Origin of the sequence: Rhodococcus opacus B4, from assembly GCF_000010805.1 — a bacterium.
GTDB classification, from domain to species: Bacteria; Actinomycetota; Actinomycetes; order Mycobacteriales; family Mycobacteriaceae; genus Rhodococcus_F; species Rhodococcus_F opacus_C.
In genome coordinates this window covers 4,226,811-4,253,729 of record NC_012522.1, presented here as the reverse complement: position 1 = coordinate 4,253,729, position 26,919 = coordinate 4,226,811, and the positions used below count along the sequence as shown (strand labels likewise).

Genomic DNA, 26,919 nt, shown 5'->3' with positions numbered 1-26,919 from the left:
TTTTCAGCCATCAACTCACCAAGCTACCCGTCAGGAAGTGGACTATTCGGAAACGCTATCGGGGAAGGCCGTCTGCGTGTATCCGCCGCGCAGGGTGCCCTCGATGTAGCTCGCCTTGCACGCGCGGCGGGCGATCTTGCCGCTCGACGTACGGGGAATCGAGCCCGCGGGCACCAGCAGGATGTCGCGCGCCGTGACCCCGTGCCTGGTCGACAGCGCGGCCCGCACCGTGTCTGCGACAGGCTGCGGATCGGCCTTACCTGCACCCGGTGCGCGCTCGGCGACGATCACGAGCTGCTCGGAGGAATCGTCCGCGTCGTAGTTCAGGCCCGAGTGCGTGTTCTCGAACACGACGGCGGGCAGCTGGTTGGCCGGGACCGCGAACGCGGCCACGAAGCCGGGACGCAGCGCGGTGCTGGCCTCCTGCGCCGAGAACTCGAGGTCCTGCGGGTAATGGTTGCGGCCGTCGACGATCACGAGGTCTTTGACGCGGCCCGTGATGAACAGCTCGCCGTCGATGTACACGCCGTAGTCGCCGGTGCGCATCCAGTTGGCGTCCTCGGGAGTGCCCTCCGCGTGGCTGCCCTCGGCGAGCCGGTTGGTGAGCTTGTTGTGGAACGTCTCGGCGGTCTCGTCGGTGCGACCCCAGTAGCCGATGCCGATGTTCTCGCCGTGCAGCCAGATCTCACCGACCCGGTCGTCGGGCTGCTCGATGCGCGATTCCGGGTCGACGATGGCGGCCCACTGGCTGCGCGCGACGTAGCCGCAGGACACCTGCGGGATGGCGTTCTCGGCGTCCTGGTCCACCTTCACGACGCGACCGGCGTTGAGTTCGTCGCGATCGACGTAGATGACGCGGGCCTCGTCCGAGTGCCGGGTGGAGGACACGAACAGCGTGGCCTCGGCCATGCCGTACGAGGGCTTGATCGCCGTCTTCGGCAGGCCGTACGGCGCGAACGCCTCGTTGAACTTGCGCATCGACGACGTCGTGACCGGCTCGCTGCCGTTGATGAGGCCGATCACGTTGCTCAGGTCGAGGCTCTCACCACTCTTCGGCAGGCCGCGGGCGGCCGCGTGCTCGAACGCGAAGTTGGGTGCGGCCGCGAACGTGCCCGCACCGTCCGACACCGCGGCCAGTTCCTTGATCCACCGGTACGGCCGCTGCACGAACGCGCGCGGGCTCATGATGGTGATGTACTTGCCGCCGAGGGCGGGCAGGATGACCGTGAGCAGACCCATGTCGTGGAACAGCGGCAGCCAGGTGACGCCACGCGAGTTCTCGTTGAGTTCGATGGAGTCGACCATCTGCAGCGCGTTGGTGCCGACGGCGCGGTGCGTGATCTCCACACCGGCGGGCACGCGGGTCGAGCCGGACGTGTACTGCAGGTACGCGATGTCGTCGAGATCGATCTCGGGGCGCACCCAGGACTCGCCGACGCTGTCGGGGATGGCGTCGACGGCGATGATCCGGGGGCGCTCGGCGGCGGGGAGGGACCGGAAGAACTGTCGAACACCCGCGGCGGAGGAGGTGGCCGTGAGGATGGCGGCAGGCTTGCAGTCACCGAGGACGGCGTGCAGACGGTCGGTGTGGCCGGGTTCGTCGGGGTCGAACAGCGGCACCGAGATCGCTCCGGCATGGATGGCGGCGAAGAAGGAGATGACGTAGTCGAGACCCTGCGGCGCGAGGACCGCGACGCGGTCGCCGGGCTTGGTGACCTGCTGGAGGCGAGCCGCGACGGCGCGCAACCGGTGGCCGAACTGTTCCCAGGTCAGCTCCTGCGCTTCGCCGTCTCTGTCCCGCGAATAGTCGATGTAGCGGTATGCCAGCTCGTCCGAGTTCTCCCGGGTGTGCCGCTGGACGTAATCGACCAGCGTGCTTCCCGAGTCGAGCCTGATGTGGCCCGTCTCGTCGATAAAATCATCGAACTTCGCGTTCATTCCATCTCCTCCGAAGCGATCACACAGGCATGCCCCAGCATGACTGCGCCCCAGACTTCCTTCGCCGAATCGGATCTTGTAAAACTCGTGGGAAACGACGTAACACGCCACTCACCCGAATAAGTTCATCGATTTCAAACCATCGATATGTTACAGATTGGCATCGCCGCCCTCGGTCCGCTGCGTCTACTCGCCCTTCAGCTGCGAGATGATCGGCGCGAACGCATCCATCTGTGTGGGGAACACACCGACGTAGGACATTGTCGTCTTTTCTCGCACCATACGGATCTGATCGGCGATCTCCTCGAAGCTCCCGATCGCGAGATACGGCGAGCTCAGGATGTCTTCGACGGACAGCTTGGTATCGACCTCGATGTTGGGCGGGAAGCCCTGGTCGAGTGCGGCGAGCGCCATCTCGGCGGTCTGCTCACGGTCGTCGGTGATGACGATGGTGGTGATCGTCCAGTTCAGTTCGATGTCGTCGAACCGGTCGCCGGCAGCCTCCCGGATCCGGTCGACGCGCTCCATCGTCTTCTCGAGCGTGACACCCGACAGGAGGAGCTTGCCTTCCTTGCTCGTCGGCGTCGCCACGGAGATGATGTCGGCGTACTTGGCGGCGAGCGCCAGCATCTTGGGGCCGCCACCGCCGACGGCGATCGGGGGACGCGGACCCTGCCGCGGCCGCGGGCTGCCCGTCAGGCCCTTGATCTGGTAGTACTTGCCGTCGAAGTTGCACTCCTGGCCGCGCAGCAGCACGTCGAGAATCTGCAGGGTCTCCTCGAGCTTCGCGATCCGGACACCCGGGCGCTCGTAGTCGATGCCACCCTTGTCGAACTCTTCCTTCATCCAGCCTGCGCCGATGCCGAGTTCGAGGCGGCCACCCGACAGCACGTCGATGGTGGCGGCGTCCTTGGCGAGGATCGCCGGATGCCGGAAGCCGTTGGCGAGGACTGCGGTGCCGAGCCGGATCTTGTCCGTGGCGATCGCGAGCGCGCCGAGCGCGGCGATCGGTCCCACCTGGTTACCCAGGTGGTCGGGGATCATGAAGCTGTCGAACCCGAGTTCCTCGGCCTTCTGCGCAAGCTTGACGAACCGACGCGCGCCGCCCTCGTCCGCGTTGCCCTCTCCGCCTGCCGCGAATCGGAACTTACGCAACGAGCTGGCGTCGGAACTCATGAATAGCTTCTCCTGTGGTGAAACGCCCCCGTTCAGGACGTGAACATCGGTGGGTCGGGCACGGGTGGTGCAGCAACAGTGCAGCACTCTACCGGTGCCGGGAAACGCACACTACCGGCGAGTACGCGTCGCGCCTATCTGTTTGGGACGTTTCACGACTCACCGACCACGGTGAACCCACCCGCCACAAAATCAACTGTGAGCCGGGGTCGGGGCGGCCTCTATCTTCTCGGCTGCCCATCCGGCGATCCACTGCGTGGCCGTCGTCCCGGAGTCGTCGACGACATACGAGTTGTACATCGCGTGAACCGGGTTGTTGTTGTACTCGAGCAGACGCAGCCCGCTGCCGATCCAGTTGCTCGGCTTCAGCGCTTGCGCGGGCGCGTCGCAGATTCCGTCGGACGGGGCGCAGATCTCGACCGCCCGGTCGGTGAGATCACCGAAACCACCGGGCCGGGGACCGGTCATCGTGATGCCGGGGATCTGCAGCCCTGCCAGCGACAGTTCGGCGCCCACACCCGCGACGGGCTGACCGACGTTCGTGGCGGCGGCCGGGTCGCGACGACCGTCGGCGATGAGCCCGACGCCGAGCACAAGATCCGCCGGAACGGGCCCGTCACCTGCACCGATACTGGAAGCGACGTCGCCGGCGATGACCGCGCCCTGGGAGAAGCCGGTAAGCAGGAAGCTGGTCAGCGGGCACTCGGCGTGCCGGCGGATCAGGATGTCGTTGGTGGCGGCGGTGCCGGCGCCGCGGCTGTTGTTGTACGACTGCTGCCCGTCCGGCGGGAAGGCGACGGGATTGGAGAACTGCGCGACGTACGGAACCGTGTACACGTCGGCGCGCGAGGGCTCGAACTGTTCCTGCAGCGGCCGCGACACGTTGAGCATCAGCGACGCCGGGTTGGCCGTCGGGTTGTACGGGTCGTCGGTGGCGCTGGACTCCCAGGTGCCCGGGACGACGACCACCTGGACGTCGGGACAGCTCGCCGGCTGGGCGTTGGGACGCTCGGGACCGGGCGGGGTCGGGATCGGTTTGGGCAGCCGCCCTGCGAGCAGGTACCAGAGCGCGATCACTGCGACGAGAATCACCAGCAGGATCACGATCAGCACCAGCAGTTTGCGCAGGAGGCTGCTCTTCTTCTTCCGCGTGCCGCGCCCGGTCACCGACATCGGCGTCTACTTGCAGTAGGTCGCGTGGGCGACGTCCATGTACGTCTGGGCGTTGGCCGTCGCCTGCTCCTGGGTCAGTTCCTGACCCGCGGCGGACGCCTCGGTGCCGACCATCGCTGTGACGAACACCATCGTCTCGGGGTCGCTCTTGCCTTCGGCCTTGGCCTGGCAGATGAAGTCGGCGGTGCTCACGGCCATGGTGCCGTCGGCGGCGGGTTCGATGCCCTTGCTCTTCAGCGCGTCGAGGAACTTCTGGCCGTCGGTGCTGACCGGGACCTCGCTGGGGCCGGGGAAGTCGTTCGGCACTTCCTCGGGCTGCGCCGGCGGCGCCGTCGCAGCCTCGCCGGGGCTCGTCACCGGTGCGGAAGCAGACGCGGACGCGCTCGCGCTGGGCGCGGCGGACGCCGAACTCTCGGCGGAAGTGGACTCCGCAGCCGACGTCGTGGCGCTGGTGGACGGGTTGGACGTCGCCGTGGAGTCGTCGCTACCGCACCCGACCAACAATCCGCTTGCTGCGACGGCGAGCGCGCCTACTGCGATCGACCGTCGGAAGGTGGTGCTGATACGTGAGTGCTGCGGCATCTATTTCCGTCCTTGCTTTCCAAGTCGTTGTCTCTCGACAGGGTACAGACGCAGATCGGGCGGAAGCCTGGTCCGCTGGACCCGGCCCCGCCCGATGCGCGTGAGATTTCTAGTGCGGTCCGGCCATCAGTGAATCTCGGCCTTGTTGTCGATCACTGTGACGTAGCCGGTCTGGAAGTTCTGCTGGACGCCACCGGGAATGGCGAATTTGTCGCTGATCGGGAACCCGAGCCGGCCACCCTCGTAGCCTGCGCTCTTCCAGGCGTCGAAGATCGGCCCGTTCTCGACGGCCCAGGCGCCCGACAGCGGACTCCAGTAGATGTTGCCGCCCTCGAACTGGTTGAACCGGCCGCCGTCCTTGACGGCGATCTCGCTGGTCTTCGGGAACCCGAGCCAGCCGCCCTCGTACCCGAGTTCCGCGTACTTGCCCATGATCATTCCCTGCACGCGGTGGGTGCCGTTCGCGGGACTGAAGTACATGGCGCCGATCTCGAAACCCTGCACGGCGCCGTTCTTGCCGGGGGTCGGAACTTCCTCGGCCACCGGGTACCCGAGCGGTCCGGCCTCCCAGCCCTGCCGTGCCCACTCGTCGCGGATCGCGCCGCGGACGGCGTGCGCCCCGGTCTGCGGCGACCAGTAGACGGACCCGTGCTCGAAGTGGTTGAAGCGACCGCGCCCGTCGGGGGTGGCCAGTTCGGGTGTCGTCGGGTAGCCGAGCGGCGCGCCGGGACCACCGGTCGCCTGGTAGACGCCGCCGATGGCACCGGCCACCGGCTGCGCGCCGGTGTCGGACTTGGCGAAGATCCGGCCGTTGCGGAAGTCCTGGACCGTTCCGCCCGCGAGACTGTATTCGGGGGTCAGGCAGTCGCCGATCCACGGGTTCGCGCCTGCGACCCCGGCAATGGAGCCCCCGGTGGTGCACACCGGCTTCTCGGGCTCGACGTCGACGGCGCTGGCGAGCTGCGGCCACAGCTGATGCAGTTCGAACTGCCAGTACGGCCACGAATGTGTGCCGGACGGCCGGTAGTTGACCTGGGCGGGGATTCCCAGCTTGTTCAGCTTGGTCGCGAACGTCTGCGAGGTGAGGCGAGAGAGGATTTCGAGGCCCATGCCCGCGTAATTGGTGCTGACGCCCGGGATTCCGGACGGCTGGTCGTACGGGCCCGTGGTGCCGCTGCCGCTGGAGATGTACAGGCTGACGCCCTTGAGCTTGTCGGCCAGCAGGTACGGGTCGTGTTCCTCCCACGCGGAACTGGTCGGGGGACCCCACATCGCGTTCGCGTCGAATCCGCCGGCATCGCTCATCGCGTAGGCCACGGCCTGCGGCATGCCGAGCGCCGTGGTGGTGAGCATGCCCGACAGCGACGCGGCGAACTTGAAGAATCCCTGGTTGCGGGCCGCGAGGAACATCGCGGACGTGCCGCCCATCGACAGTCCGACGACGCCGCGTGTCTTTGTGGTGCGCCAGTCGCTTTCGAGGATCGGGGGCAGTTCCTTCGTGAGGAACGTCTCCCACTGGTAGTTCTGGCCGTTGTCCTGGGCCACCCAGTCGGAGTAGAAGCTGGACTGGCCGCCGACCGGGAGGACGACGTTGATGTTCTTGTCCGCGAAGAACGATTCGGCGTCGGTCTCGAGGGTCCAGCCGTTCTCGTTGTCCTGCGCGCGGAGGCCGTCGAGCATGTAGACGGACGGGAATTTCTCCGTCGGCTTCGAGTTCCAGTCCCGGGCGAGCAGCATCTGCACCTGGATCGGCACCCCCATCGACGGAGAGTTGATCCAGATCGCCACGCGACGGTCGGTGAGCCAGTCGACGTGGTGGATCGTCGCGCCGCTCGGGGCCTGGGTGGCCACCGGAGCGTGCGCGGCGGCGGGCGCAGCGGAGACGGTGGCGGTCTGGGTGAACCCGACCGCCACCGGCACCACGAGCACAGCGGCAAGCGAGGCGAGCGCGCGCCTTCGAACGTTTCCGGTCGACGAACGCTGACGTTCTGCCCTGAACAGGCCTACTCGCATGACGTTCACTCTCTCTCTGCGCGTCGAGGCCAACACGGAGCACGGCCTCGCGTTCCGGTTCTTTCTACACGCAAACAACAGACGAGTGGGAGTGCCGCGCTGTTACAGCTGGTGCAATTGTTACGTCCGAGCTATCCGATCGTGTTGCCGAGGTCGCCGGCCAGATCGTGGATCTGCTGCTGCCAGTAGCGCCACGTGTGGATGCCGCGGGGCGGGAAGCTGTAGGTGACGTTCTTCGCGCCGAGGGTCGCCATCTTGACCTGGAAGGCACGGGTGTTCGCCAGCGACAGCGCCTCGAGGCTCGCGCCGGTGCTCGCGTTGAACACGTCCATGAATCCGGTCGGTGCGGCTCCGCCGGGGGCGGGGATGCCGTTGGCGGCCGACACCCACAGGCGGGTGTTGTTGTCGCGGAGCTTGTTCGCGAAGACGAACGGGTCGTTGCGCAGCCACGCCGGGTTCCACGGCGGGCCCCACATGGCGTCGACGTTGTAGCGGCCGGCGTCGAGCATCGCGATGCGGATCGCCTCACGCATGCCGGGAGCCGAGATGTTCAGGTACCCGGACAGCGAGCCCGCGTAGTTGAACTGGTCCGGGTGGTAGGCGGCGAGCGTCAGGGCGGCGCTGCCACCCATGGACAGGCCGATGACGCCGTTGCGGGTGGACTGGAAGCCGAGACGGTTCGCCAGTGCGTCGCGCAGTTCCTCGGTGAGGAACGTCTCCCACTTGTACGGGGTCTTCTGCCCGTTGAGGTTCGAGTTCGACAACCAGTCGGAGTAGAAGCTGGACTGCCCGCCGACCGGCTGGACGACGTTGATGTTCTGCGAGGCGAGGAACGGGCCCGCGTCGGTGTTGATCTCCCAGCCGCTCAGGTCGTCCTGCGCGCGCAGACCGTCGAGCAGGTAGACGACACGGTTGGTGTTGCCGTCAGCCGCGCGCCAGATGCGGCTCTTGATCGGACCCATCGCGGAGTCGACCCAGAAGTCCTGCGCTGCGGGGTCGAAGGCTGCGGATGCGGTTGCGCCGCCGCCCACCATGGTCACGCCCAGTGGCAGTGCGACCGCCAGAGCAATTGCGGCGGCGGTACGCCTGGCCCATCCGCTTGTTCTCGTCGAACCCCCAACTCGCATGAACTCGTCTTCCCTCCGCTTGATGCGTCTCGCGCCGCGGCCGCGGCAACCTCTCGATAACTCTCGTGAAAATCTCACGTACAGACGCCACCCGCGCAGCGCTCGCTGCGCGGGTGGCGTCTCGACGGGATCACCTTACTGACAAAAGGACCCGATGTGCACTCCCGGGGGGGAACCGATTCCGAGGTTTTCCTCTCACCCGTCCGGTCCGGGACGCTGCACTTCGAGAACGCGCGAACGCCGCCCCGCCGGTGAGGCGGGGCGGCATTCGCCACGAACGTGGTGGCGTCTAGATCACCAGGCGCCGAGCGTGTCCAGGATCTGGCCGCGGGCCTTCCACAGCTCCGAACCCCAGTACGGCCACGAGTGCGTGCCGTTGGCCGGGAAGTCGAAGGTGGCCGGCACACCGAGGCTGGCCAGACGCACCTGGAAAGCGCGGGTGTTGGCCAGGGCGAGGGCCTCGAGCCCCATGCCGTTCGCGGTGTTGTAGTAGTCGATCGGCGCGCGCGGGTGGTCGAATTCACCGGGCAGACCGCTGGCGGCCGAGATGAACATCGACAGCCCGTTCAGGCGCGGGGCGAACACGAACGGGTCGTTGCGCAGCCACGCCGGGTTCCACGGCGGGCCCCACATGGCGTCGACGTTGAAGCGGCCGGCGTCGAGCATCGCGACGCGGATCGCCTCACGCATGCCGGGAGCCGAGATGTTCAGGTACCCGGACAGCGAACCGGCGAACTTGAACTGGTCGCGGTGGTACGCGGCGAGCGTCAGGGCGGCGCTGCCACCCATCGACAGGCCGAGGACGGCGTTGTTGGTGCGCGAGACACCGTAATTGGCCAGGAAGTCGGGCAGTTCCTGGGTCAGGAACGTCTCCCACTTGTAGGTGACGGGCTGCCCGTTGAAGTTGCTCGCCGAGTACCAGTCCGAGTAGAAGCTGGACTCGCCGCCGACGGGCATGACCAGCGTCACGTTGTCGTTGCGGTACTGGTCGAACGCGTTGGTCTCGAAGCTCCATGCGTTGCGGTCGTTGCGGGCGCGCAGTCCGTCGAGCAGGTACAGCGCGGCGCTACCGCCGCGAGCCGCCCACTGGACCTGGACCTTGATCGGTCCCATCGAAGAGGGCACCCACAGTTCCTCGTAGCCACCGGCCGGTGCGGTCTTGGCGGGCCCCGCATGCGTCGGTGCTGCTGCAGCAACGGCTCCACCAGCGATTCCTGCGCCCACAGGCAGTACCAGTGCGACGGCGCCGATGGCCATCGCACGCTGCTTGAGGCGCTGAGACAACCTCGGTCTGGCAAAACGCATGAATACTGCTCTCTCTCTTCGTCTGCGGACTCCGCCAACTGGGCGGCTCCGGCGGATTCCGTCGGGGAACAGGCGACCTGCCGGCCGCGGCGTGAAGCCGGGTCGGCAGCGGACCTCTTCCGAGTCACACTGCGCTGCGTGGACTGTATGTCACACAAAGTTCCCTGACAAACGCTCGCGGAGCGTTTTCCGGGGAACTTCCAGACCACCGTCACCGATGACTCATCATCGACGTACATCGTCGCCGGCGGTTCCAGCGTTACACAAACGAGATCTGATGTTCCGACATCGAGATCTGCCCGGGACGCCGCGGTGACACACGGATCGCCCGGTTCGACCTATTTGGCCGGATCCGGGAACGGCGGTTCGAGATTGCACCGCTGGATTTCGTATGCGGGAACGCGCTCGAATCGGTAACTCGCTAAATGCAGCGCATCCTTGAAATTCTGTTTGAAACGCGGCCACGTCAGTTCCGAGCGGTACGACGTCAGCAGTTCCTGCGTTTCGGGGCACGTGAGCGCGACCCGCGCCTCGGTCACCCAGTCCTCGTCGAGGAATCCGGGCATCCACGGATGCTTGTCGATCATTCCCGTGTCCACGACGACCCAGTCGGGGTACAGGGCCTTGTCGTGCCCGATGCGGCCGTCGTCCAATCGTTCGGTGTGCGCCGCGAGAGGGTATGCGAGACCCATCTGGTCCAGCACCCGCACGTCGAGGCCGACGTTCATGCTCGTCATGCCGAGGTTCAGGAAGTAGACGGTGTGGCCTGCGCCGTCCTCCGGTATCGGAAGGGGCGGTGGAACGACGAACCAGTACGTGTAGTCGGCGGACGGGATGAGCAGACCGCCGTCGGGGGTGTCCGCGATGGTCTGGACCATGGCGCGCATGCGCGGGTAGTCCAGGTAGTCGTCGGCGCGGATCGGGTGCGCATGACCGGTGTTGAGAACGTAGAACGCACGTTCGTCGACAATTCCGGACCGTCCGATAACGACACCTTCGGGCATTCCCGTGGTGTTGGACGCGAAAAACGCCCACACCACGGTGCCGATCCACAGGAATGCCATTGCCAGGAAAGTCGAGAATTCCTTGTTACGCCCCCAGGCCGCGCGGTCCGGAATTCGCACCGGAATTACCGCGACGGGGACGATGAAACAGAACAGAACGGGAAGAAGCACGCGGCCGTGCATGAAGTCGCCACCGACGCGCAACGAGTACAGACCGAGGATCAGGCCGCTCGCGAGAACGAAGACGACGACGGCGTTCTGCGTGCGCAGCCATCCGCGCAGGCGGGTCAGCCGATTCCCCTCGGTGTGACGAACACCATGCTCGATGTCCTTGTCCCGGCCGCGCCAGGCGATCACGGCGCCGGCGAACAGGAAGATCAGCGGCAGCCACAGCAGGTACGGACCGAGCAGGTTCCAGAGGTAGGCGAAACCCTGCGACCACTTCGCGCCGCCTGCGTCCTTCGACACCGCGGTGTTGGGGTACGGGAGGGCGTAGTAGCCCATGCGCCAGATCTGGTAACCCACCGGGACGATGCCGGCGACGAACACCATCGCCACCCGCACCACCCACGTGAGGCCGGGCGCCAGGAAGATCATGGCCAGCGACAGCACACCCAGGATCGCCAGTTCGGGGCGCACGAGCGGGCCCATGCCGGCGACGAACGCGAGCGTCAGCACCGAGGTGGTGGACGGGGTGGCCGCCTGGCTCCACCGGACCAGCAGCAGCCAGAGCAGCGCGATCCAGAAGATGACGAGGCAGCTTTCGAGGCCCGACGTCGCGAAGTCGCGGGCCGGGGGCACCGCGATGTAGACGAGCACACCGGCGGGCATCAGGAACAGCGTGCCGCCGCCGGCGAAGGGGCCACCGCGGTACAGGCGCGCGGTTCCGAACATGGCGAGCACGATTGCCGCCGTGGACAGGATCAGCGCGATCGTCAGAACGACGTATTCGAGCCGGGCCTGGGACAGCCAGCTGAACGCGTAGACGATGTACGTCCACGCGGTGCTGGTGTTGGCCTCGACCCGCTCGCCCGAGTTGAAGACCGGACCGTTGCCCGCGAGCAGGTTCCGGACCGTGCGCAGCACGATCAGACCGTCGTCGGCAATCCATCGCCGTTCCCAGGCGCCCCAGAACATCAGGAGAGCCGAGACGGCCACACCCCCGAGGAAGACCACCCTCGAGAGGATGGCCTTCCGGTGGCGTTCGGTGGTCCGCTCCGCGGCGGCGCCCGACTCCTCGGCGCCGCCTACCAAGTCAGACGAGGTAGACAGCGACACCCACCACTCCGATCCAGGCAATCGCGAGAAGTTGGAGCACGCGGTCGCCCAGCGCGATCTCCTCGGGCTCCCCCGCCTCGCCGCCGTCGACGTCGACGGCGTACCGCAGGATCGCGATCGTGAACGGCACCATGGAGATGGCGTACCAGTTGGTGGCCTTCAGGTCGTCCTGCTGGAACGCCCACAGCCCGTAGCAGAGCACGACCGCGGTGGCGCTCAGCGTCCAGACGAACCGCAGGTAGGTCGTGGTGTAGTTCTCGAGGGACTTGCGGATCTTCGCGCCGGTGCGCTCGGCGAGCTGCAGTTCGGCGTACCGTTTGCCGGCCGCCATGAACAGCGAACCGAACGCCATCACCAGCAGGAACCACTGCGACAGTGCGATCTCGGCGGCCACACCACCGGCGATGGCGCGCAGCAGGAATCCGGACGAGACGATGCAGATGTCGAGGACGGCCTGGTGTTTGAGGCCGAAGCAGTACGCCAGCTGGATGCCGATGTAGACGGCCATCACGACCGCCAGCTGCCAGTTGGCGAGGAACGACAGGGCGATCGAGCCGCCGAGCAGCACGACCGCCATCGCGAACGCCAGGTTGACGGGCAGCACACCGGCCGCGATGGGGCGGAATCGCTTGGTGGGGTGCGCACGGTCCGCTTCGACGTCCATCGCGTCGTTGACGAGGTAGATGCCGGACGCCGCCATGCAGAACACCACGAAGGCGAGCGCGACGGGAAGCAGGACGGCGGATTCCGTCGCCGTGCCCGCGGCGACGGGAGCTGCGAGGACCAGGACGTTCTTGACCCACTGACGCGGGCGGACGGCCTTGACGATGCCAGCCGCCAGGGATGTCGGGGGTCCGGTGACGACGGCCGGTTCCTCGCTCATTTTTCTCCAAACTTCTGCTCGGCCTTCAGCACCGCGACCGCGGAGGCGGCCCCCAGAGCAGATCCGGCGAGCACATCGGTCGGGTAGTGCACTCCCAGGACGAGCCGGGAAAGCAGCATCGGCGGTACCAACAACGCAGGCAAGGGTAGCCCGGTGAGCCGGCCGAGCAGCACGGCAGCCGCTGTGGTGGATGTCGCATGCGAGGACGGGAAGCTCAATTTGCTGGGCGTCGACACGTTGACCTGGATCGACGGGTCGTTCGGCCGGGGGCGGCGGACGATGCGTTTGATCACGATCGAAGCCGCGTGGGCGCCGACGGCACCCACCGCGACACCCGCCCACTGCCGGCGGCGGGGCTTGTCGAGCGCCGCGCCGATTCCGGCGACGGCCACCCATCCGAGGGCGTGCTCACCGAAGTGGGACATACCCCGTGCGGTCGAGACGACGCCGGGACGGCTCGCGATTGTCGACTGGACGGTCTGCAGGATCTGGATCTCACTGGATGCCGAAGACACGTTCCCACCTCTCCTTGCTGGTCAGGGCGGGAACTGCGTTCTTGTACTCGCGCTTGAGTTCGGGGAACCGCTGGGCCAGTTCGCGGCGCAGCCGGATCGCTTCCTTCAGCAGCGCGAGCGCGAGCTTGGGGTTGCGCTTGCGGTAGACGACGCCCCGGCCGTCCGCGGTGGTGACGGTGACACCGTCCACCTGGGACAGCAGGAACCACCGCGCGTCGAGGGTCGGCACGTTGAGCTGGGGAGTTTCGTGGTGCTCCTCGTGCGCCGGCTTGACGTTGTGGACGAGGCCCTTGCCGAGTCGCACGATCTTCGCGAGCGGGTTCGTCGGCAGGCCGACCGCGCCGACCTCGGCGCCCGAGGGCAGCGGCAGGCTCGTCGACGACGGTAGGACCACGGCGTCCGGGTACTCCTTGCGCATTCTGTGAACGTTGCCGAGCGCGGTGGGGAGCAGTTCGAAGATGTGCTCGGGCCCCTGCAGGAAGTCGGCGATGGCCTGGTTCTGGATCGCGACCGTCGAGTATTCGAGGCACAGCAGGTGCTTGATCGTGGCCTTGACGGTGTTGATCACTAGGCCGCGGCCGTTGCCGGGCATGTGCAGGGACGCGACGACGAGCCGGTTCCGCAGGTGGAAGTACGCCTGCCAGTCGATGGCGTCGTCCTTGTCGCTCCACGCCATGTGCCAGATCGCGGCGCCGGGCATGGTGACGGTCGGGTAGCCGGCGGCGCGGGCCCGCAGGCCGTACTCGGCGTCGTCCCATTTGATGAACAGCGGCAGCGGCTGACCGAGTTCCTCGGCGGCCTGCCGGGGGATCATGCACATCCACCAGCCGTTGTAGTCGACGTCGATGCGCCGGTGCAGCAGCCGGGAGTTCTCGCGGTCGCTCAGCGGGTAGCGGGAGAAGTCGTGGTCGTACTCGACGTTCGGGGCGGCCGTCCACATGAAGATGCTGCGGTCGACGACCTCGCCCATCGAGTGCAGGTGGCTGCGCTCCTGGAGGTTCAGCATCTGTCCGCCGACGAGCATCGGCGACTTCGCGAACCGGGACATGGCCAGCGCGCGGAGGATCGAGTCGGGCTCGATCTCGATGTCGTCGTCCATGAACAGGATGTGCTGGCAGTCGGTGGTCTTCAGCGCCTCGTACATGATCCGGCTGTAGCCGCCGGACCCGCCGAGGTTCGCCTGGTCGTGGATCGCCAGCCGGTCGCCGAGCGCCTCCGCGGCCTCCGTGAAGCCGGGCTCGTCCCTGACCTTGCGGGTGCCCTGGTCCGGGATGATGACAGCCTTGACGACGTCCATGACGAGTTCGTCGGACGCCAGCGCCGCCAGCGCCTTGACGCAGTCGGTGGGCCGGTTGAACGTGGGGATGCCGACGGCGACGGTGGCCTCGCCAGGAGCGTCGACCGGTGCGTACCAGCCGGCGCTCTCCAGCACGACCTCGGTGTCGGTGGTGATGTCGAACCAGATCCAGCCGCCGTCCTCGAACGGCGCCAGCTCGATCTCGAATTCGAGGGCGGCGTCGCCGTCCTGGAACTCGCGGCCCTCGACGTGGATGCGGGACGAGTCGGCCTTCGATCGGTACACGTCGATGCGGCAGTGCCCCGACAGCTCGAGCCGCAGCACCACGGAGTTCAGCGTGCTCCACCGTCGCCAGTAGCTGGCCGGGAACGCGTTGAAGTACGTGCAGAACGACGCCTCGGACTCGGCGCCGACCGACAGCGACGTCCGCGACAGCGAGTGCGCGCGACGGCTGTTGGTCTTCGCTTCCTCCAGGTAGAGGGTGCGGACGTCGAGCGGCTCACCGGCGCGCGGCAGGATCACCCGCTGCAGCAGCGACTTGCCGAGAAGCGGCGCGTCCTCGGTGACCTTCTCCGATTCGAGCAGATGCCGGGCGCTCATTCGGCCTCCCCCACGAGGTCCGCACCGGATTCGAAGTGCGGACGCAGGGAGTTGTCGAACATCGCCAGCGCGCTGGCGATCGCCATGTGCATGTCCAGGTACTGGTAGGTGCCGAGCCGGCCGCCGAACAGGACCTTGTTCGTGGACATCTCCTCCTTCGCGCGGTCGCGGTAGGCGGCGAGCATCGCACGGTCGTCCGGGGTGTTGATCGGGTAGTACGGCTCGTCCTTGCTCTCGGCGAACCGGGAGAACTCCCGCATGATGACCGTCTTGTCCTTCGGGTAGTCCCGCTCCGGGTGGAAGTGGCGGAACTCGTGGATCCGGGTGAAGGGCACGTCGGCGTCGTTGTAGTTCATGACCGGCGTTCCCTGGAAGTCACCGGTCTCCAGCACCTCGGTCTCGAAGTCGAGGGTGCGCCAGCCCAGCTCGCCCTCGGAGTAGTCGAAGTAGCGGTCGAGGGGGCCCGTGTAGACGACGGGGGCGTCGGGGCTCTCGGCGCGCAGGTCGTCGCGGACGTCGAACCAGTCGGTCTCGAGCCGGACCTCGATCTTCGGGTCCTTCGCCATGTTCTCGAGCCACGCGGTGTAGCCGTCGACGGGCAGGCCCTCGTACGTGTCGTTGAAGTAGCGGTTGTCGAACGTGTACCGCACCGGCAGGCGGGTGATGTTGCCCGCGGGCAGATTCTTCGGATCCGTCTGCCACTGCTTGGCGGTGTAGTCGCGCACGAACGCCTCGTACAGCGGCCGTCCGATCAGGGAGATCGCCTTCTCCTCCAGGTTCGACGCCTCCTTGGAGTCGATCTCGGAGGATTGCTCGGCGATCAGCTTCCGCGCCTCGTCCGGGGTGAAGTAGCGCCCGAAGAACTGCGACACCAGACCCAGGCCCATCGGGAACTGGTACGCCTGGCCCTTGTGCAACGCGAACACGCGGTGCTGGTAGTTCGTGAATTCGGTGAACTGGGTGACGTAGTCCCACACCCTCTTGTTCGAGGTGTGGAACAGGTGCGCTCCGTACTTGTGGATCTCGATGCCGGTCTCGGGCTCGGCCTCCGAATAGGCGTTTCCGCCCAGGTGATGACGACGGTCGAGCACCAGCACACGCTTACCCAGCTGTGTTGCTGCACGCTCGGCGACGGTCAGTCCGAAAAATCCGGAGCCGACGACGATGAGGTCGTACCGGCCAGGGGCGGTTGTCTCTGGGGTTGCAGCGGTCACGATGAACCAGGGTAAGCGACTCCGCGACCTGTGCGCGGCCAAGGGGGGCACGGACCCCTTCCGCACACACGAGGAGTTCTCCCTGTATTCACCGGTTCTGCAGACCTCGTTGTTCGCGCCGACGCGGCGGTCGCGCTTCATGGGCGGGTGCGCATCGTCCAGCTGGCGAACTTCTACGGACCGCGGTCGGGTGGGCTCCGCACCGCCCTCCACAACTGGGGTCAGGGGTACGTGGGACGCGGGCACGAGGTTGTCCTCGTCGTCCCAGGTCAGAGGGACGGTGAGGAGCTGCTGCCGAGCGGGGTCCTGCGCATCACCCGGTCTGCGCCGACCATTCCCTGGACCGGGGGTTATCGCGTCGTCGATCCGCGCCGGGTGGCCGACATCGTCACCGGTCTCCGACCCGACGTCCTGGAGGTGTCCGACCGGCTGACGCTCCGCGGTTTCGGTGGCTGGGCCCGCACCCGCGGGGTGCGCAGTGTCGTGGTGTCACACGAGCGCCTCGACCGGCTGCTCGGACAGTTCGCTCCCCGGCGCGTGGCCCGCGGCTGGGCCGATGTCGCGAACCGCCGGATGGCGCGCAATTACGACGCCGTCGTCTGCACGACGGACTTCGCGAGCGAGGAGTTCACGCGGATCGGTGCCCCGAACCTGCACCGGGTCCCGCTCGGCGTCGACCTCGCGATGTTCCACCCGGGCAAACACGACCAGGAGATGCGCGACTCCTTCGCCGATCCGGCGCAGCGCTTCCTCCTGCACTGCGGCCGGTTGTCGGTGGAGAAGCAGGTGGAACGGAGCATCGACGCGGTTCGGTTGCTGCGGCGGGAGGGGCACGACGCCCGGCTCGTCATCGCCGGCGACGGGCCACGGCGTTCGGCGCTGCAGTACCGGGCCCGGGGGCTGCCCGTGCACTTCACCGGGTTCATCAGCGACAAGGGCCGCCTGGCGTCGCTGTTCGCGTCGGCCGACGTGTCGCTGGCGCCCGGACCGCACGAGACGTTCTGCCTGTCGGCGCTCGAGTCGCTCGCGGCGGGCACCCCGGTGGTCGCGTCACAGTCGTCGGCTCTCGCCGAGATCATCACACCCGGCTGCGGCGCCCTGGCCCGGGACCGGGGGCCGGCGTTCGCCGAAGCGGTGAGCGGCCTCCTCGAGATCCCCTCGCACACCCGGCGGGCGTCGGCCCGGCGGCGGGCCGAGGACTTCGGCTGGGCCGAGTCCGTCGACGGGATGCTCGCGGTGCTCGAGGGATCCGGTTCGGCCTAGCTTCCGCCGGACGGCAGCCACTCGCGGAGCACACTGGCGTCGATCACCTGCGCGCCCAGCTTCTTCGTCCAGATGATGGTTCCGTTGGTGAACATCCGGAACTTCCCCGCCTCGGACGGCAGCATCATCTCCGGACCGACGGGCGCTCCCAGCGTGCTGTTGACGCCGCCGAGTTCCTTGTACTTCTCGGCGATCGGCGAACCCTCGGTGGTTCCGAAAGTGTCCTCGTCCTCGCCCGCGGAGGCGAGGACCGAGGGGTCGGGTTCACCGGGGGCTGCCGGCGGTGCGGGCACCGCGAGTCCGTCACCGAGGGTGAACCAGTCGGACTTGAGCTTCAGCTTCGCCCTCGCCTCGGCGCCGGTCGCCTCGACGGTCCCCGACGTTCCGACGACCTTCACACCGGTGACGCGTCCGCCGTCGACTCCGAAGTTGTTGCGGGTGACCACTTCGAACGATTCGAGCTCGCCGACGTTGAACGCCGACGCGATGTCGCCCGCGGTGAGGGTCACCATCCAGTCGTGGTTCGGCGACACGGTGTCACCCTGGTCCTCGACGGCCGGGAACTCGCCACCGGCGGTGTATCCGCCTGTGGACGAGGAGAATTCGGCAGCAACGGGCTTGTTGTCCTTCGTCAGGATCATTCCCTTGGTGGAACGGACGGCGTCCGTTGTCCGCGGATCCTCCTTCGCGGAACCGCCGTAGACCTGGCAGCTCTGGGTGTCGCAGGTCTTTGCGTACTCCTCCCGGTTCTCGGCGGCGGCGTAGGAGCGGGCCGCGACGGCCTGCGCCCGAAGCGCCTCGGCCCCACCGGTGTCGGCCCAGCCGGCCTTCGCCTCGGCGGGCACCACGCCCAGCAGGTAGTCGTCCATGTCGACGACGTTGACGGTGCGCATGGCGGCACCGTCGAGCGCGACCCCGAGGGCGCCGCGGTAGGGGGTGTCGCCGGCGCACAGCTTCAGGTGTTCGTTCGCGGGACGGTCCGGGGCCAGGTCGACCGGGTCGACCCACGGGTGGTCGGTGGAGTCCTGCCACAGGACGTCGCCGGCACATCCGCGGGTGACGACGACGTTGGCGCCGCCGTCCGCGGTCGGCGTCAGGTGGACGGCCTCGCCCGGTCCGACGGGCTTGCCGGCGACGACGGCGCCTGCGTCGGAGTAGACGTCGAGCGGCTGGTCGTCACGCGCCTGCAGCCGGACGCTGATCTGCGCGTCGGCGAGGGTACCGAGTGTGGTGCCGCCGTAGTAGTGGCCGAGGATGCGCTCGGCCGCCCACCCCTGATCCTTCGCGTATCCATAGGCGCCCCACTGGCCCATCCCGCGGCCGTGGCCGTTGCCGTGCCCGGACAGCGCGAACGGCGTGTCGGAGGCGACGGTTGCCCGGACGTCCTGCCCTGAGGAGCGCACCTGCACGACCACGCCAGTGACGGCGCCGACGACGAGGACGGGTGCGATGCCGAGCGCCGACGCGCGCAGAACTCTGGCCCTGAACCCGCGCGGGGTGGGAGGGCCCGCGATGTACCGCCTCCTGCGAGTCCAGGCAGGTCTACCTGCACGAACCCCGAATTCGGTCTTCGCCATCACTGCACTCCTCATCGCTGAACAACGAGCGCTGAGACGGGGTGTGCACCTCGCCTCAGCGGGTCCGAGAAATTCGGGATAAAGTCTCAATGTAAGGTTGAGCGTTATGGACCTGTGTGACTAGTGTGGCAAGAGTGATTGGAGTTAGCAACAACAGTCTCTTCCGTCACACAAGCATCACGAGTTGCAGACACGCGAGGTCGCTCGCAGGAAACTACAACTGAGGAGAGTCCCCCTTGCCGCACCGTCGACCGAAGCCCTCGATCGTCCTCGGGGCTGTCGCCGCTCTGGCTGTCGCAAGTCCCGTTGCGGTCTACGGCATCAGTAGCGCACCCTCCGACGTCCGATCCACGAACGAAACCTCCAACTCCGCCGTGTCCACCGAGATCGCGCAGGTAGTGCTGTCGCAGATCCCCGACATCGTGATTCCGCTGAAGGAACTGACCGGGCTGAACCTGCCGGACGTCAACATCGGCGACCTCCGGAACCTGAAGATCCCGCCGTACCTCCACATTCCCAGCAACGTGCAACTGCCCGGCGGAATCCAGATCCCCAGCCTGCAGATCCCGCTGAAACTGCCCGCCCCGGGCGACGTGTCCGACCCCGCGATCCTGCCCCCGGCCGACCAGCAGCCCGGCGCGATCGTCAAGGAACTGTCCCGCGACACCCCGTTCAGCATGGTGGCGCTCACCTCCGAGACGCTCGCGTCCGCGGAGTCGAAGGTCCGCGCGCTGCAGGCCGACGGAACGTGGGGCCAGTGGGTCTCCCCCGACATGATCGACACCCGTCGGACCGACAAGACGGCGTCGGACGGCACGGTCGCCACCGAACCTGTCTACGTCGGACTGACCAAGGCGATCCAGATCCTGACCCCCACCTCGGCGCCCGCGCCTGCAGGCGCACCCGGCGCGGTTCCCGCTCCCGCACCCGAGGCACCCGCCCCGGCGCCCGCCGCCGACGGGGCCGCCCCGCTCGGGTACACCCCCGCCGCCGTCAACACGCCGCTGCGACAGCAGCCGGCACGGGCGGGTGCCGACGACGTCACCGCCGTGCTCATCGAACCGGGCAGCGGCCCCGGCGACGCCAACCTCAGCGACAATGCGAGCCCGCTCGACAGCGGCGGCCCCAAGGTCATCAGCCGCCAGCAGTGGGGCGCGGACGAGTCCATCCGCTGCCAGGACCCCGACTACGACGACTTCATCGGCGGCGCCACCGTGCACCACACCGCGGGCGCCAACGACTACTCGAAGGCCGAATCGGCCGAGATCGTCCGGGCCATCTACGCGTACCACGCGCAGACGCTCGGCTGGTGCGACATCGGCTACAACGCGCTGGTCGACAAATACGGCCAGATCTTCGAGGGCCGCGCAGGCGGTCTCGACCGTCCGGTACAGGGCGCACATGCGGGCGGGTTCAACGAGAACACCACCGGCGTCGCGATGATGGGCGACTTCTCGTCCGAGGATCCGCCGCAGGCCACCCTCGACGCCGTCGGCAAGTTCCTCGGCTGGAAGCTCGGCAAGGCCGGACTCGACCCGCTCGGCGAGACGACGATGTACTCCGAGGGCACCGAGTTCACGCCGTACGCGGAGGGTGAGGCCGTCGACCTGCCGGTGATCTTCGCGCACCGCGACGTCGGCAACACGTCCTGCCCGGGCGACGCGGCGTACTCGCACATGGACGAGATCCGGCAGATCGCGGCCGCCAACCGCGGCGGCGGCAACGCCTCCCTCGCCTCGGACGCCCCCGCGAGCGAGGCTCCGGCACCGTCCGGCGGTCCGGGCACGGATGCCAGTGCCAGCCTCGGGGCGGGCATCCCGGCCCTGGTCAACGAACTGCTCCGGCTCACCGACCCGTCGCCGGTCGCCCAGAAGTGGGTAGCCGAAGGCGGCGACACCGGCAGGCTGGGCCAGGCCATCACGGGACTGCTGCAGGCCAAGGCGGGTAACTCGGGTGCGGAGTTCACCAACGGCGCCATCTTCACCTCGCCCAACGGCGGCGTGTGGGCGGTCCTCGGTCAGATCTTCAAGACGTGGCAGAGCCTCGGCGCCGACAACGGCGAACTCGGTCTGCCGACCAGTGACGAGTACACGATCCCGGGCGGTCTGCGCACCGACTTCGAGAACGGCTCGCTGATCTTCAACGAGCTCACCGGCATCGTCACCAAGGTCCTGAAGACGTACAACGACACCTACGCCGAGGCCTACAAGAACGGGGCCCGGGTCGATGCCGCGGCGCCCGTCGCACCACCCGCGGCGCCCATCGCACCGCCCGCGGACCCGGCGCAGCTTCCGCCGGCACCGGCCGAGCCCGCACCTGCTCCCGTTCCGGCGCCGGAACCCGCCCCCGCGCCGGCTCCTGTCGAGCCGGCACCGGTACCGGCCGGCTGATCAGGGTTCACCCTCTCGGGCGCTGGTGGTCTCAGGACCACCAGCGCTCGAGCACTTTCGCGACCCCGTCGTCCCAGTTGGTGGCCGTGACCTCGTCGGCGGCGGCCTTGGCGTCCGGGTGCGCGTTCTCGACGGCGACGCCGCGGCCCGCGAGGTTCAGCATCGGGATGTCGTTGGGCATGTCGCCGAACGCCACGATCCGCGACGCCGTCACCCCGAGCCGCTCCGCGACCAGCGCGAGACCCGACGCCTTCGTGATGCCCGCCGCCGACAGTTCGATCAGTCCGTTGTCGGTGGAGAACGTGACGTCGGCGCGGCGCCCGATGTGCGGCGCGAGCGCGTCGACCATCGCCTGACTGGACATTTCCGGCACCCGGATCAGCAACTTCACCGCCGGGGCCCCGACGACCTCGTCCTCCGACATCTCGGTGTTGTCGGGGTTCAGCCAGGCGTGCTGGTAGCCGGGGGAACTGACGAACTGCGGTGTCGCGGCGTCGTGGGCGCTGACCCCGACGCGCTCGGCCGCGAGCCCGGCGCCGGGCAGCACGTCCAGCGCGATCGCCGACAGCCAGGTGAGGGTGTCCACGTCGAGGGTCGCGGCGCTGAGCACGCGGTCGCTGTCGCTGTCGTAGATGACGGCGCCGTTGGCGCAGACCGCGAGCGGCGCGTAGCCGAGGCCCTCGACCACGGGATGGATCCAGCGCGGGGGCCTGCCGGTGGCCAGCACGAAGGGTGTCCCCGATGCGACGACCGACGCGACGGCGTCCCGGGTGCGGGCGCTGATGCGCTCGTCCTCCCCGATCAGGGTGCCGTCGACATCGGACGCTACAAGGCTCGGTCGGTCTGGGCTCACCCAGCCATTCTGCCTGCCGGCCCCGCGCCGCCGCCGGGCGGCCGTTACCGGGACCGGCGGTCCTCCGCCTCGCGGCGGTCCATCTCGGCGGCCTCGTCGAGGGTGGGCGCACTGCCGCCGAGTCGCCGGGGCACCCAGTCCGCGCCCGCCGGGTGGTCGAATCCGCCCTGCACCCGGCGCAGGATAGCGTCCATCTCCTTGTGCAGGGTTTCGGTGAGGGCGTCTGCCGGTTCCCGCGGCTCGATCGGCAGCCCGACCTCGACGGTCACCGGGAATCGATGCCGCCCAAACCTTCTCGGCCGGCCCTTCGTGGCGATCCGCTGGGCGCCCCACACGATGACGGGCACGATCGGCACTCCGGCGTCGAGGGCCATGCGCGCCGCACCCGACTTCAGGTCCTTGATCTCGAAGCTCCGGCTGATGGTCGCCTCCGGGTACACGCCCACGAGTTCGCCCTCCCGCAGTCGCTCCACCGCGGCGAGGTAGGCGCCCGCTCCCGCGGTCCGGTCGACCGGGATGACGCCGCATCCGCGCATCAGGAACGCCATCACCCTGTTGTTCGCGAGTTCGGACTTGGCCATGAGCCGCAGTTTGCGGTCCACCGCGCCGACCGCCAGCGCCAGCTGGACGAAATCCAGGTAACCGGTGTGATTGACCGCGAGCACCGCACCGCCCTCGGCGGGGATGTTGTCCAGGCCGACCCGCGTCATCCTCAGCCCCTGGAACAGGGACAACGCCTTGGCCGCCGACTCGACGACCGTGTAGACCGGCTCCACCGCCACGTTCTAGCTACCGGTCTCCCGGGCCCGACGGGACTGCGCCTTCGCCTCGGCGTCGGCGGCGTCCATCTTGTTCGCCTCGTCGAGCGTCGGCGCGCTGCCACCGAGGCGCGCGGGCACCCAGTACTCACCTGCCGGGTGCTCGTACCCCTGCTGGAGGTCGGCGAGCATCGTCGTCATCGTGGCGTGCAGCTTTTCGGTCAGCTCGGATGCGGGCTCGAACGGCCGGATCGGCTCGCCGACGGCGATCGAGATGGGAGTGTTCGTGCGGCCCAGCCGCTTCGGGAACCCCTTCGTCCACACCCGCTGCGCACCCCAGATGACCACCGGGACGATCGGCACGTTTGCCTCGATCGCCATCCGCGCAGCACCCGATTTGAATTCCTTGATCTCGAAGCTCCGGCTGATGGTCGCCTCCGGGTACACGCCCACCAGTTCGCCGCGACGCAGGAAGTCGACGGCCGCCTTGTACGAATCCGCACCGGCGGCCCTGTTGACCGGAATGTGCTTGAGCGCGCGCATGATCGGGCCCGAAATCTTGTTGTCGAACACTTCCTTCTTCGCCATGAAGCGGACGTACCGCTTCACGCGGCGGGCCGGAAGTCCGGCGTAGGTGAAGTCCATGTAGCCGGTGTGATTGATCGCGATCACCGCCCCACCCGTCGCCGGAATGTGCTGATCGCCCTTGACCGTGAACTTCAGCCCCTCGAGGGCGAATACGGTGCGGGCGATGCCGATGACGGTGCGATAGACGGGTTCCACAATCGGCTAGCGTAGCCGGGTATCCGCGATCTGGCCCGCCGTCGGGGACGGACATTCGGTGGGGAGTCGAGAGAAAGGGCGCGCTGGAGATGGGTGGCAGGGGCAGGAGGGCGCTCATCGCGCCGGTCGTCGCGGTGATCCTCGGGGCGGGGGCGGCGTGCGATTCGCAGTCCGGCATCCCTACGGAGGAGCCCCCGGCCGACACCGTGTCCGCACCCACCTCGACGGTCGAGCCCACGACCACCGTGCCACCGGCCCCCGTACCGCAGGTGGTCGTCGGCGAGGTCCCCGGCAACCCCGCAGCGGCGGACACCATCCGCGCCTGGGCCACCGACCTGGTCACCCGGCCCGCCGCCGTCCCCGCGAAATGCTGGACGCTGCCACCCGCCCAGGCCGCCGACCAGTACGCCGATACGGCCGCGATCCTCGGGGCGCTCGCCCAACCCGGCGTCGACGGGCAGTTCGCGGTGTCGTGGACCGGCGGCGGCACGACGGTGTCCGTCAAACGCAGCGAGATCGCGTCCGGCTACGCCTGCCCGCACGTCCACCCCGCCGGGACCGTCGACTTCTACACCCCCGCCGACGCCGAGTACGCCGTCACCCGGTTCCTGTCGCGGGAGTCCGGCGCGCCGGTGAACCGGGCGGACACCGAGACCGCGTACCCCCTGATCTGCCCGGGCCTGAGCCCGTGGGACCCGGCCGGCACCGGCGCCGGCGGTCAGCCACCGCTGAAATCAGACCCCGACGTCCTGGCCGGGACCACGGCGTTCGCCGCCGACGCGATGACCGCCACACCCGTCCGCGGCGACTACCTGGACGTGTCCGTTCCGGTCACCGACGTGTCCGGTACGACCGTCACCAAGCAGATCACGCTGTCCATCGGACCCGACGGTTATTGCCTGGGCGAAGTGACCTGACCGCACGTGAGTGGCACGGTGTGCTGGAGCGCGCATTGTCACTCACCTGGGGGGAACGCCTACCCTGGAACAGTCGCTCAGCTCCCAGGAGGCATACCAGTGCAGGTCACCAGCGTCGGACACGCCGGATTCCACATCCAGACCGAGGCAGGCTCGATCCTGTGCGACCCCTGGGTCAACCCCGCCTACTTCGGGTCCTGGTTCCCGTTCCCGGACAACACCCAGCTCGACTGGGACGCTCTCGGCAAGTGCGACTACCTGTACGTGTCGCACCTGCACAAGGACCACTTCGACCCGGAGAACCTCGCCAAGCACGTCGACAAGGACGCGACGGTGCTGCTCCCCGACTATCCGGTGCCGGACCTCCGGCGCGAACTCGAAGCGCTGGGATTCCACAAGTTCTTCGAGACCGAGGACTCGGTCAAGCACACCGTGTCAGGTCCCAAGGGCGACCTGGACATCATGATCATCGCGCTGCGCGCCCCCGCCGACGGTCCGATCGGCGACTCGGGTCTCGTGGTGTCCGACGGCGAGACCACCTGTTTCAACATGAACGACGCCCGGCCCGTCGACATGGACGTCCTGCACGACGCGTTCGGCAAGATCGACATCCACCTGCTGCAGTACTCGGGGGCCATCTGGTACCCGATGGTCTACGACATTCCGACCAAGACGAAGGCCAACTTCGGCAAGCAGAAGCGTCAGCGCGGCATGGACCGCTGCCGCAGCTACATCGAGCAGGTCGCGGCCACGTGGGTGGTGCCGTCCGCCGGACCGCCGGTGTTCCTCGACGACGCGCTGCGCTACCTCAACGACGACCGGGGCGACGAGGGCAACATCTTTCCCGACCAGATCACGTTCCTCGAGCAGATGCGGATCCACGGCAACGACGGCGGCATCCTCATGATTCCGGGGTCGACGGCCGACCTGAAGGGCGGCGAGCTGACGCTCACCCACCCGATCCCGGACGCCGAGGTCGACGAGATCTTCTCCGACAAGGCCGCGTACATCGAGGACATGGCGCAGCGGATGGCGCCGGTCCTGGCCGCTGAGAAGGCCACCTGGGCGCCCGCCGAGGGCGAACCGCTGCTCGAGGCGCTGAAGGCGAAGTTCGAGCCGATCATGAAGCAGTCCGACCTGATCTGCGACGGCATCGGCTACCCCGTCGGCCTGGTGATGGGCGACGAGACCGTCGTCCTCGACTTCCCGGCGCGCACTGTCCGCCCGCGCGGCGAGAAGGACGGCAAATACCGGTACGGCTTCCGCATCGCCCCCGAACTGGTGCGCACGGTGCTGCGCGACGACGAGCCCGACTGGGTGAACACCATCTTCCTGTCCACCCGCTTCGAGGCGTGGCGCGTCGGCGGGTACAACGAGTTCCTCTACACGTTCTTCAAGTGCCTCACCGACGAGCGCATCGCGTACGCCGACGGCTGGTTCGCCGAGGCCCACGACGACTCCGCGTCGATCGAACTCGGTGGCTACGAGATCCAGCGTCGCTGCCCGCACCTGAAGGCGGACCTGTCGAAGTTCGGTGTCGTCGACGGCACCAACCTCACGTGCAACCTGCACGGCTGGCAGTGGGACCTCGAGTCGGGGCGCTGCAAGACGTCCAAGGGACACGAACTGCGGTCCAGCAAGCTCTGAGCGCCGCGGCGGATGTACCTTTCGGCGCCACCGAGGCGTCGAAAGGTACGTTCACCCGGGCTAAACGACGGTCGGCGGCTGATCGACGAGCTGGGCCATGTAGAGCTGGTCGCCCATCTTGTCCATCAGCTCGATCTGCGTCTCGAGGTAGTCGATGTGATCCTCTTCTTCCTTGAGGATCCCCTCGAGCAGCTTCGCCGACGTGGCATCGCCCTTCTCGCGGCACATCTGGATGCCGGGACGCAGGCGCTCGACGACCTCGACTTCGATGGAGAGGTCGGAGTGGAACTGCTCGCGCAGGTCCTGCCCGATGCGCAGCGGCAGCAACTTCTGATAGTTCGGAAGCGCTTCGAGGAAGAGGATTCGGTCGGTGAGGATCTCGGCGTGCATCATTTCCTCGATGGACTCCGCCCGAGTCTTGCCCGCAAGTTTGGTGAAACCCCAGTTGGCTTGCATCTTCGAGTGCAGGAAGTACTGATTGATCGCGGTCAGCTCACTGGTCAACTGTTCGTTGAGAAGAGCAATGATCTCGTCGTCGCCACGCATGACTTCTCCGTTCGCCCCGGTTGAGGCGAACGTACCACTGGCGATACCACTGTGAGGCGAATCGCGGGATTCAGTTGTGC

Annotated in this window: 21 protein-coding genes; 4 read left to right on the top strand and 17 right to left on the bottom strand. The window is 67.7% G+C overall.

Features of this window, described 5'->3' with window-relative positions; translation table 11 throughout:
• Positions 1-42: 42 nt before the first annotated feature.
• The 12 genes from fadD32 to glf form a co-directional block, all read right to left on the bottom strand.
• Positions 43-1,938: a long-chain-fatty-acid--AMP ligase FadD32 gene (gene fadD32, locus ROP_RS19480; RefSeq protein WP_012691126.1), complete on the bottom strand. Its 1,896-nt coding sequence runs from the start codon at positions 1,936-1,938 to the stop codon at positions 43-45.
• A gap of 186 nt (positions 1,939-2,124) precedes the next feature.
• Positions 2,125-3,114: an LLM class F420-dependent oxidoreductase gene (locus ROP_RS19475; protein ID WP_009477140.1), complete on the bottom strand. Its 990-nt coding sequence runs from the start codon at positions 3,112-3,114 to the stop codon at positions 2,125-2,127.
• A 192-nt stretch (positions 3,115-3,306) separates the two neighbouring features.
• Entirely contained in the window at positions 3,307-4,287 is a 981-nt protein-coding gene (locus ROP_RS19470) for a cutinase family protein (protein WP_012691125.1), read from the bottom strand.
• Between the two features lie 6 nt (positions 4,288-4,293).
• Positions 4,294-4,869, bottom strand: a complete 576-nt coding sequence (locus ROP_RS19465) for a DUF732 domain-containing protein (RefSeq protein ID WP_012691124.1) — start codon at positions 4,867-4,869, stop codon at positions 4,294-4,296.
• A 126-nt stretch (positions 4,870-4,995) separates the two neighbouring features.
• Entirely contained in the window at positions 4,996-6,882 is a 1,887-nt protein-coding gene (locus ROP_RS19460; protein WP_043826687.1) for an alpha/beta hydrolase-fold protein, read from the bottom strand.
• A 131-nt stretch (positions 6,883-7,013) separates the two neighbouring features.
• Positions 7,014-8,009, bottom strand: coding sequence for an alpha/beta hydrolase (locus ROP_RS19455; RefSeq protein WP_012691122.1), 996 nt, complete (start codon positions 8,007-8,009; stop codon positions 7,014-7,016).
• 294 nt (positions 8,010-8,303) lie between these two features.
• Positions 8,304-9,314 (bottom strand): alpha/beta hydrolase, encoded by a 1,011-nt coding sequence (locus tag ROP_RS19450; RefSeq protein WP_012691121.1) that lies wholly within the window; start codon positions 9,312-9,314, stop codon positions 8,304-8,306.
• A gap of 338 nt (positions 9,315-9,652) precedes the next feature.
• Positions 9,653-11,572 carry a flagellar motor control protein ZomB gene (gene zomB / locus ROP_RS19445; protein WP_012691120.1) on the bottom strand — a complete coding sequence of 640 codons (1,920 nt, stop codon included), beginning with the start codon at positions 11,570-11,572 and terminating at the stop codon, positions 9,653-9,655.
• A 1-nt stretch (position 11,573) separates the two neighbouring features.
• The gene (locus ROP_RS19440; protein ID WP_012691119.1) at positions 11,574-12,479 is read right to left on the bottom strand and encodes a decaprenyl-phosphate phosphoribosyltransferase; all 906 of its coding nucleotides are present in this window, start codon (positions 12,477-12,479) and stop codon (positions 11,574-11,576) included.
• Positions 12,476-12,994: a phosphatase PAP2 family protein gene (locus ROP_RS19435; protein WP_012691118.1), complete on the bottom strand. Its 519-nt coding sequence runs from the start codon at positions 12,992-12,994 to the stop codon at positions 12,476-12,478. Before ROP_RS19435 ends, ROP_RS19440 begins: the two co-directional genes overlap by 4 nt.
• On the bottom strand, positions 12,975-14,891 hold the full coding sequence (locus ROP_RS19430) for a glycosyltransferase (protein ID WP_012691117.1): 1,917 nt from the start codon (positions 14,889-14,891) through the stop codon (positions 12,975-12,977). Before ROP_RS19430 ends, ROP_RS19435 begins: the two co-directional genes overlap by 20 nt.
• Positions 14,888-16,105 carry a UDP-galactopyranose mutase gene (gene glf / locus ROP_RS19425; protein ID WP_012691116.1) on the bottom strand — a complete coding sequence of 406 codons (1,218 nt, stop codon included), beginning with the start codon at positions 16,103-16,105 and terminating at the stop codon, positions 14,888-14,890. Before glf ends, ROP_RS19430 begins: the two co-directional genes overlap by 4 nt.
• Positions 16,106-16,252: 147 nt before the next feature.
• On the opposite strand from glf, the gene ROP_RS19420 reads away from it, so the two are divergent.
• Positions 16,253-17,368 (top strand): glycosyltransferase, encoded by a 1,116-nt coding sequence (locus tag ROP_RS19420; RefSeq protein WP_012691115.1) that lies wholly within the window; start codon positions 16,253-16,255, stop codon positions 17,366-17,368.
• Here the strand turns inward: ROP_RS19420 and ROP_RS19415 are convergent.
• On the bottom strand, positions 17,365-18,945 hold the full coding sequence (locus tag ROP_RS19415) for a SpoIID/LytB domain-containing protein (protein ID WP_043824996.1): 1,581 nt from the start codon (positions 18,943-18,945) through the stop codon (positions 17,365-17,367). The two genes, ROP_RS19420 and ROP_RS19415, sit on opposite strands and share 4 nt — an antisense overlap.
• A 236-nt stretch (positions 18,946-19,181) precedes the next feature.
• Here ROP_RS19415 and ROP_RS19410 point away from each other — a divergent pair, with 236 nt between their 5' ends.
• The gene (locus ROP_RS19410) at positions 19,182-21,335 is read left to right on the top strand and encodes an N-acetylmuramoyl-L-alanine amidase (protein ID WP_012691113.1); all 2,154 of its coding nucleotides are present in this window, start codon (positions 19,182-19,184) and stop codon (positions 21,333-21,335) included.
• A gap of 31 nt (positions 21,336-21,366) precedes the next feature.
• On the opposite strand, the gene ROP_RS19405 is transcribed toward ROP_RS19410, so the two are convergent.
• From ROP_RS19405 to ROP_RS19395, 3 genes are read right to left on the bottom strand one after another with little or no spacing between them, the layout of a single operon-like run.
• Positions 21,367-22,188: a Cof-type HAD-IIB family hydrolase gene (locus tag ROP_RS19405; protein WP_012691112.1), complete on the bottom strand. Its 822-nt coding sequence runs from the start codon at positions 22,186-22,188 to the stop codon at positions 21,367-21,369.
• A 44-nt stretch (positions 22,189-22,232) separates the two neighbouring features.
• Positions 22,233-22,964, bottom strand: coding sequence for a lysophospholipid acyltransferase family protein (locus ROP_RS19400; RefSeq protein WP_043824993.1), 732 nt, complete (start codon positions 22,962-22,964; stop codon positions 22,233-22,235).
• Positions 22,965-22,973: 9 nt separating this feature from the next.
• Positions 22,974-23,729: a lysophospholipid acyltransferase family protein gene (locus ROP_RS19395; RefSeq protein WP_012691110.1), complete on the bottom strand. Its 756-nt coding sequence runs from the start codon at positions 23,727-23,729 to the stop codon at positions 22,974-22,976.
• A gap of 89 nt (positions 23,730-23,818) precedes the next feature.
• Here ROP_RS19395 and ROP_RS19390 point away from each other — a divergent pair, with 89 nt between their 5' ends.
• Together ROP_RS19390 and ROP_RS19385 are read left to right on the top strand one after the other, a co-directional pair.
• Entirely contained in the window at positions 23,819-24,646 is an 828-nt protein-coding gene (locus tag ROP_RS19390; protein ID WP_012691109.1) for a hypothetical protein, read from the top strand.
• 99 nt (positions 24,647-24,745) lie between these two features.
• Positions 24,746-26,293, top strand: a complete 1,548-nt coding sequence (locus tag ROP_RS19385; RefSeq protein WP_012691108.1) for a Rieske 2Fe-2S domain-containing protein — start codon at positions 24,746-24,748, stop codon at positions 26,291-26,293.
• Positions 26,294-26,353: 60 nt separating this feature from the next.
• Here ROP_RS19385 and bfr read toward each other — a convergent pair whose 3' ends face one another.
• Complete coding sequence (gene bfr, locus ROP_RS19380) at positions 26,354-26,839, bottom strand: bacterioferritin (RefSeq protein ID WP_012691107.1); 486 nt, start codon at positions 26,837-26,839, stop codon at positions 26,354-26,356.
• Between the last annotated feature and the right edge of the window lie 80 nt (positions 26,840-26,919).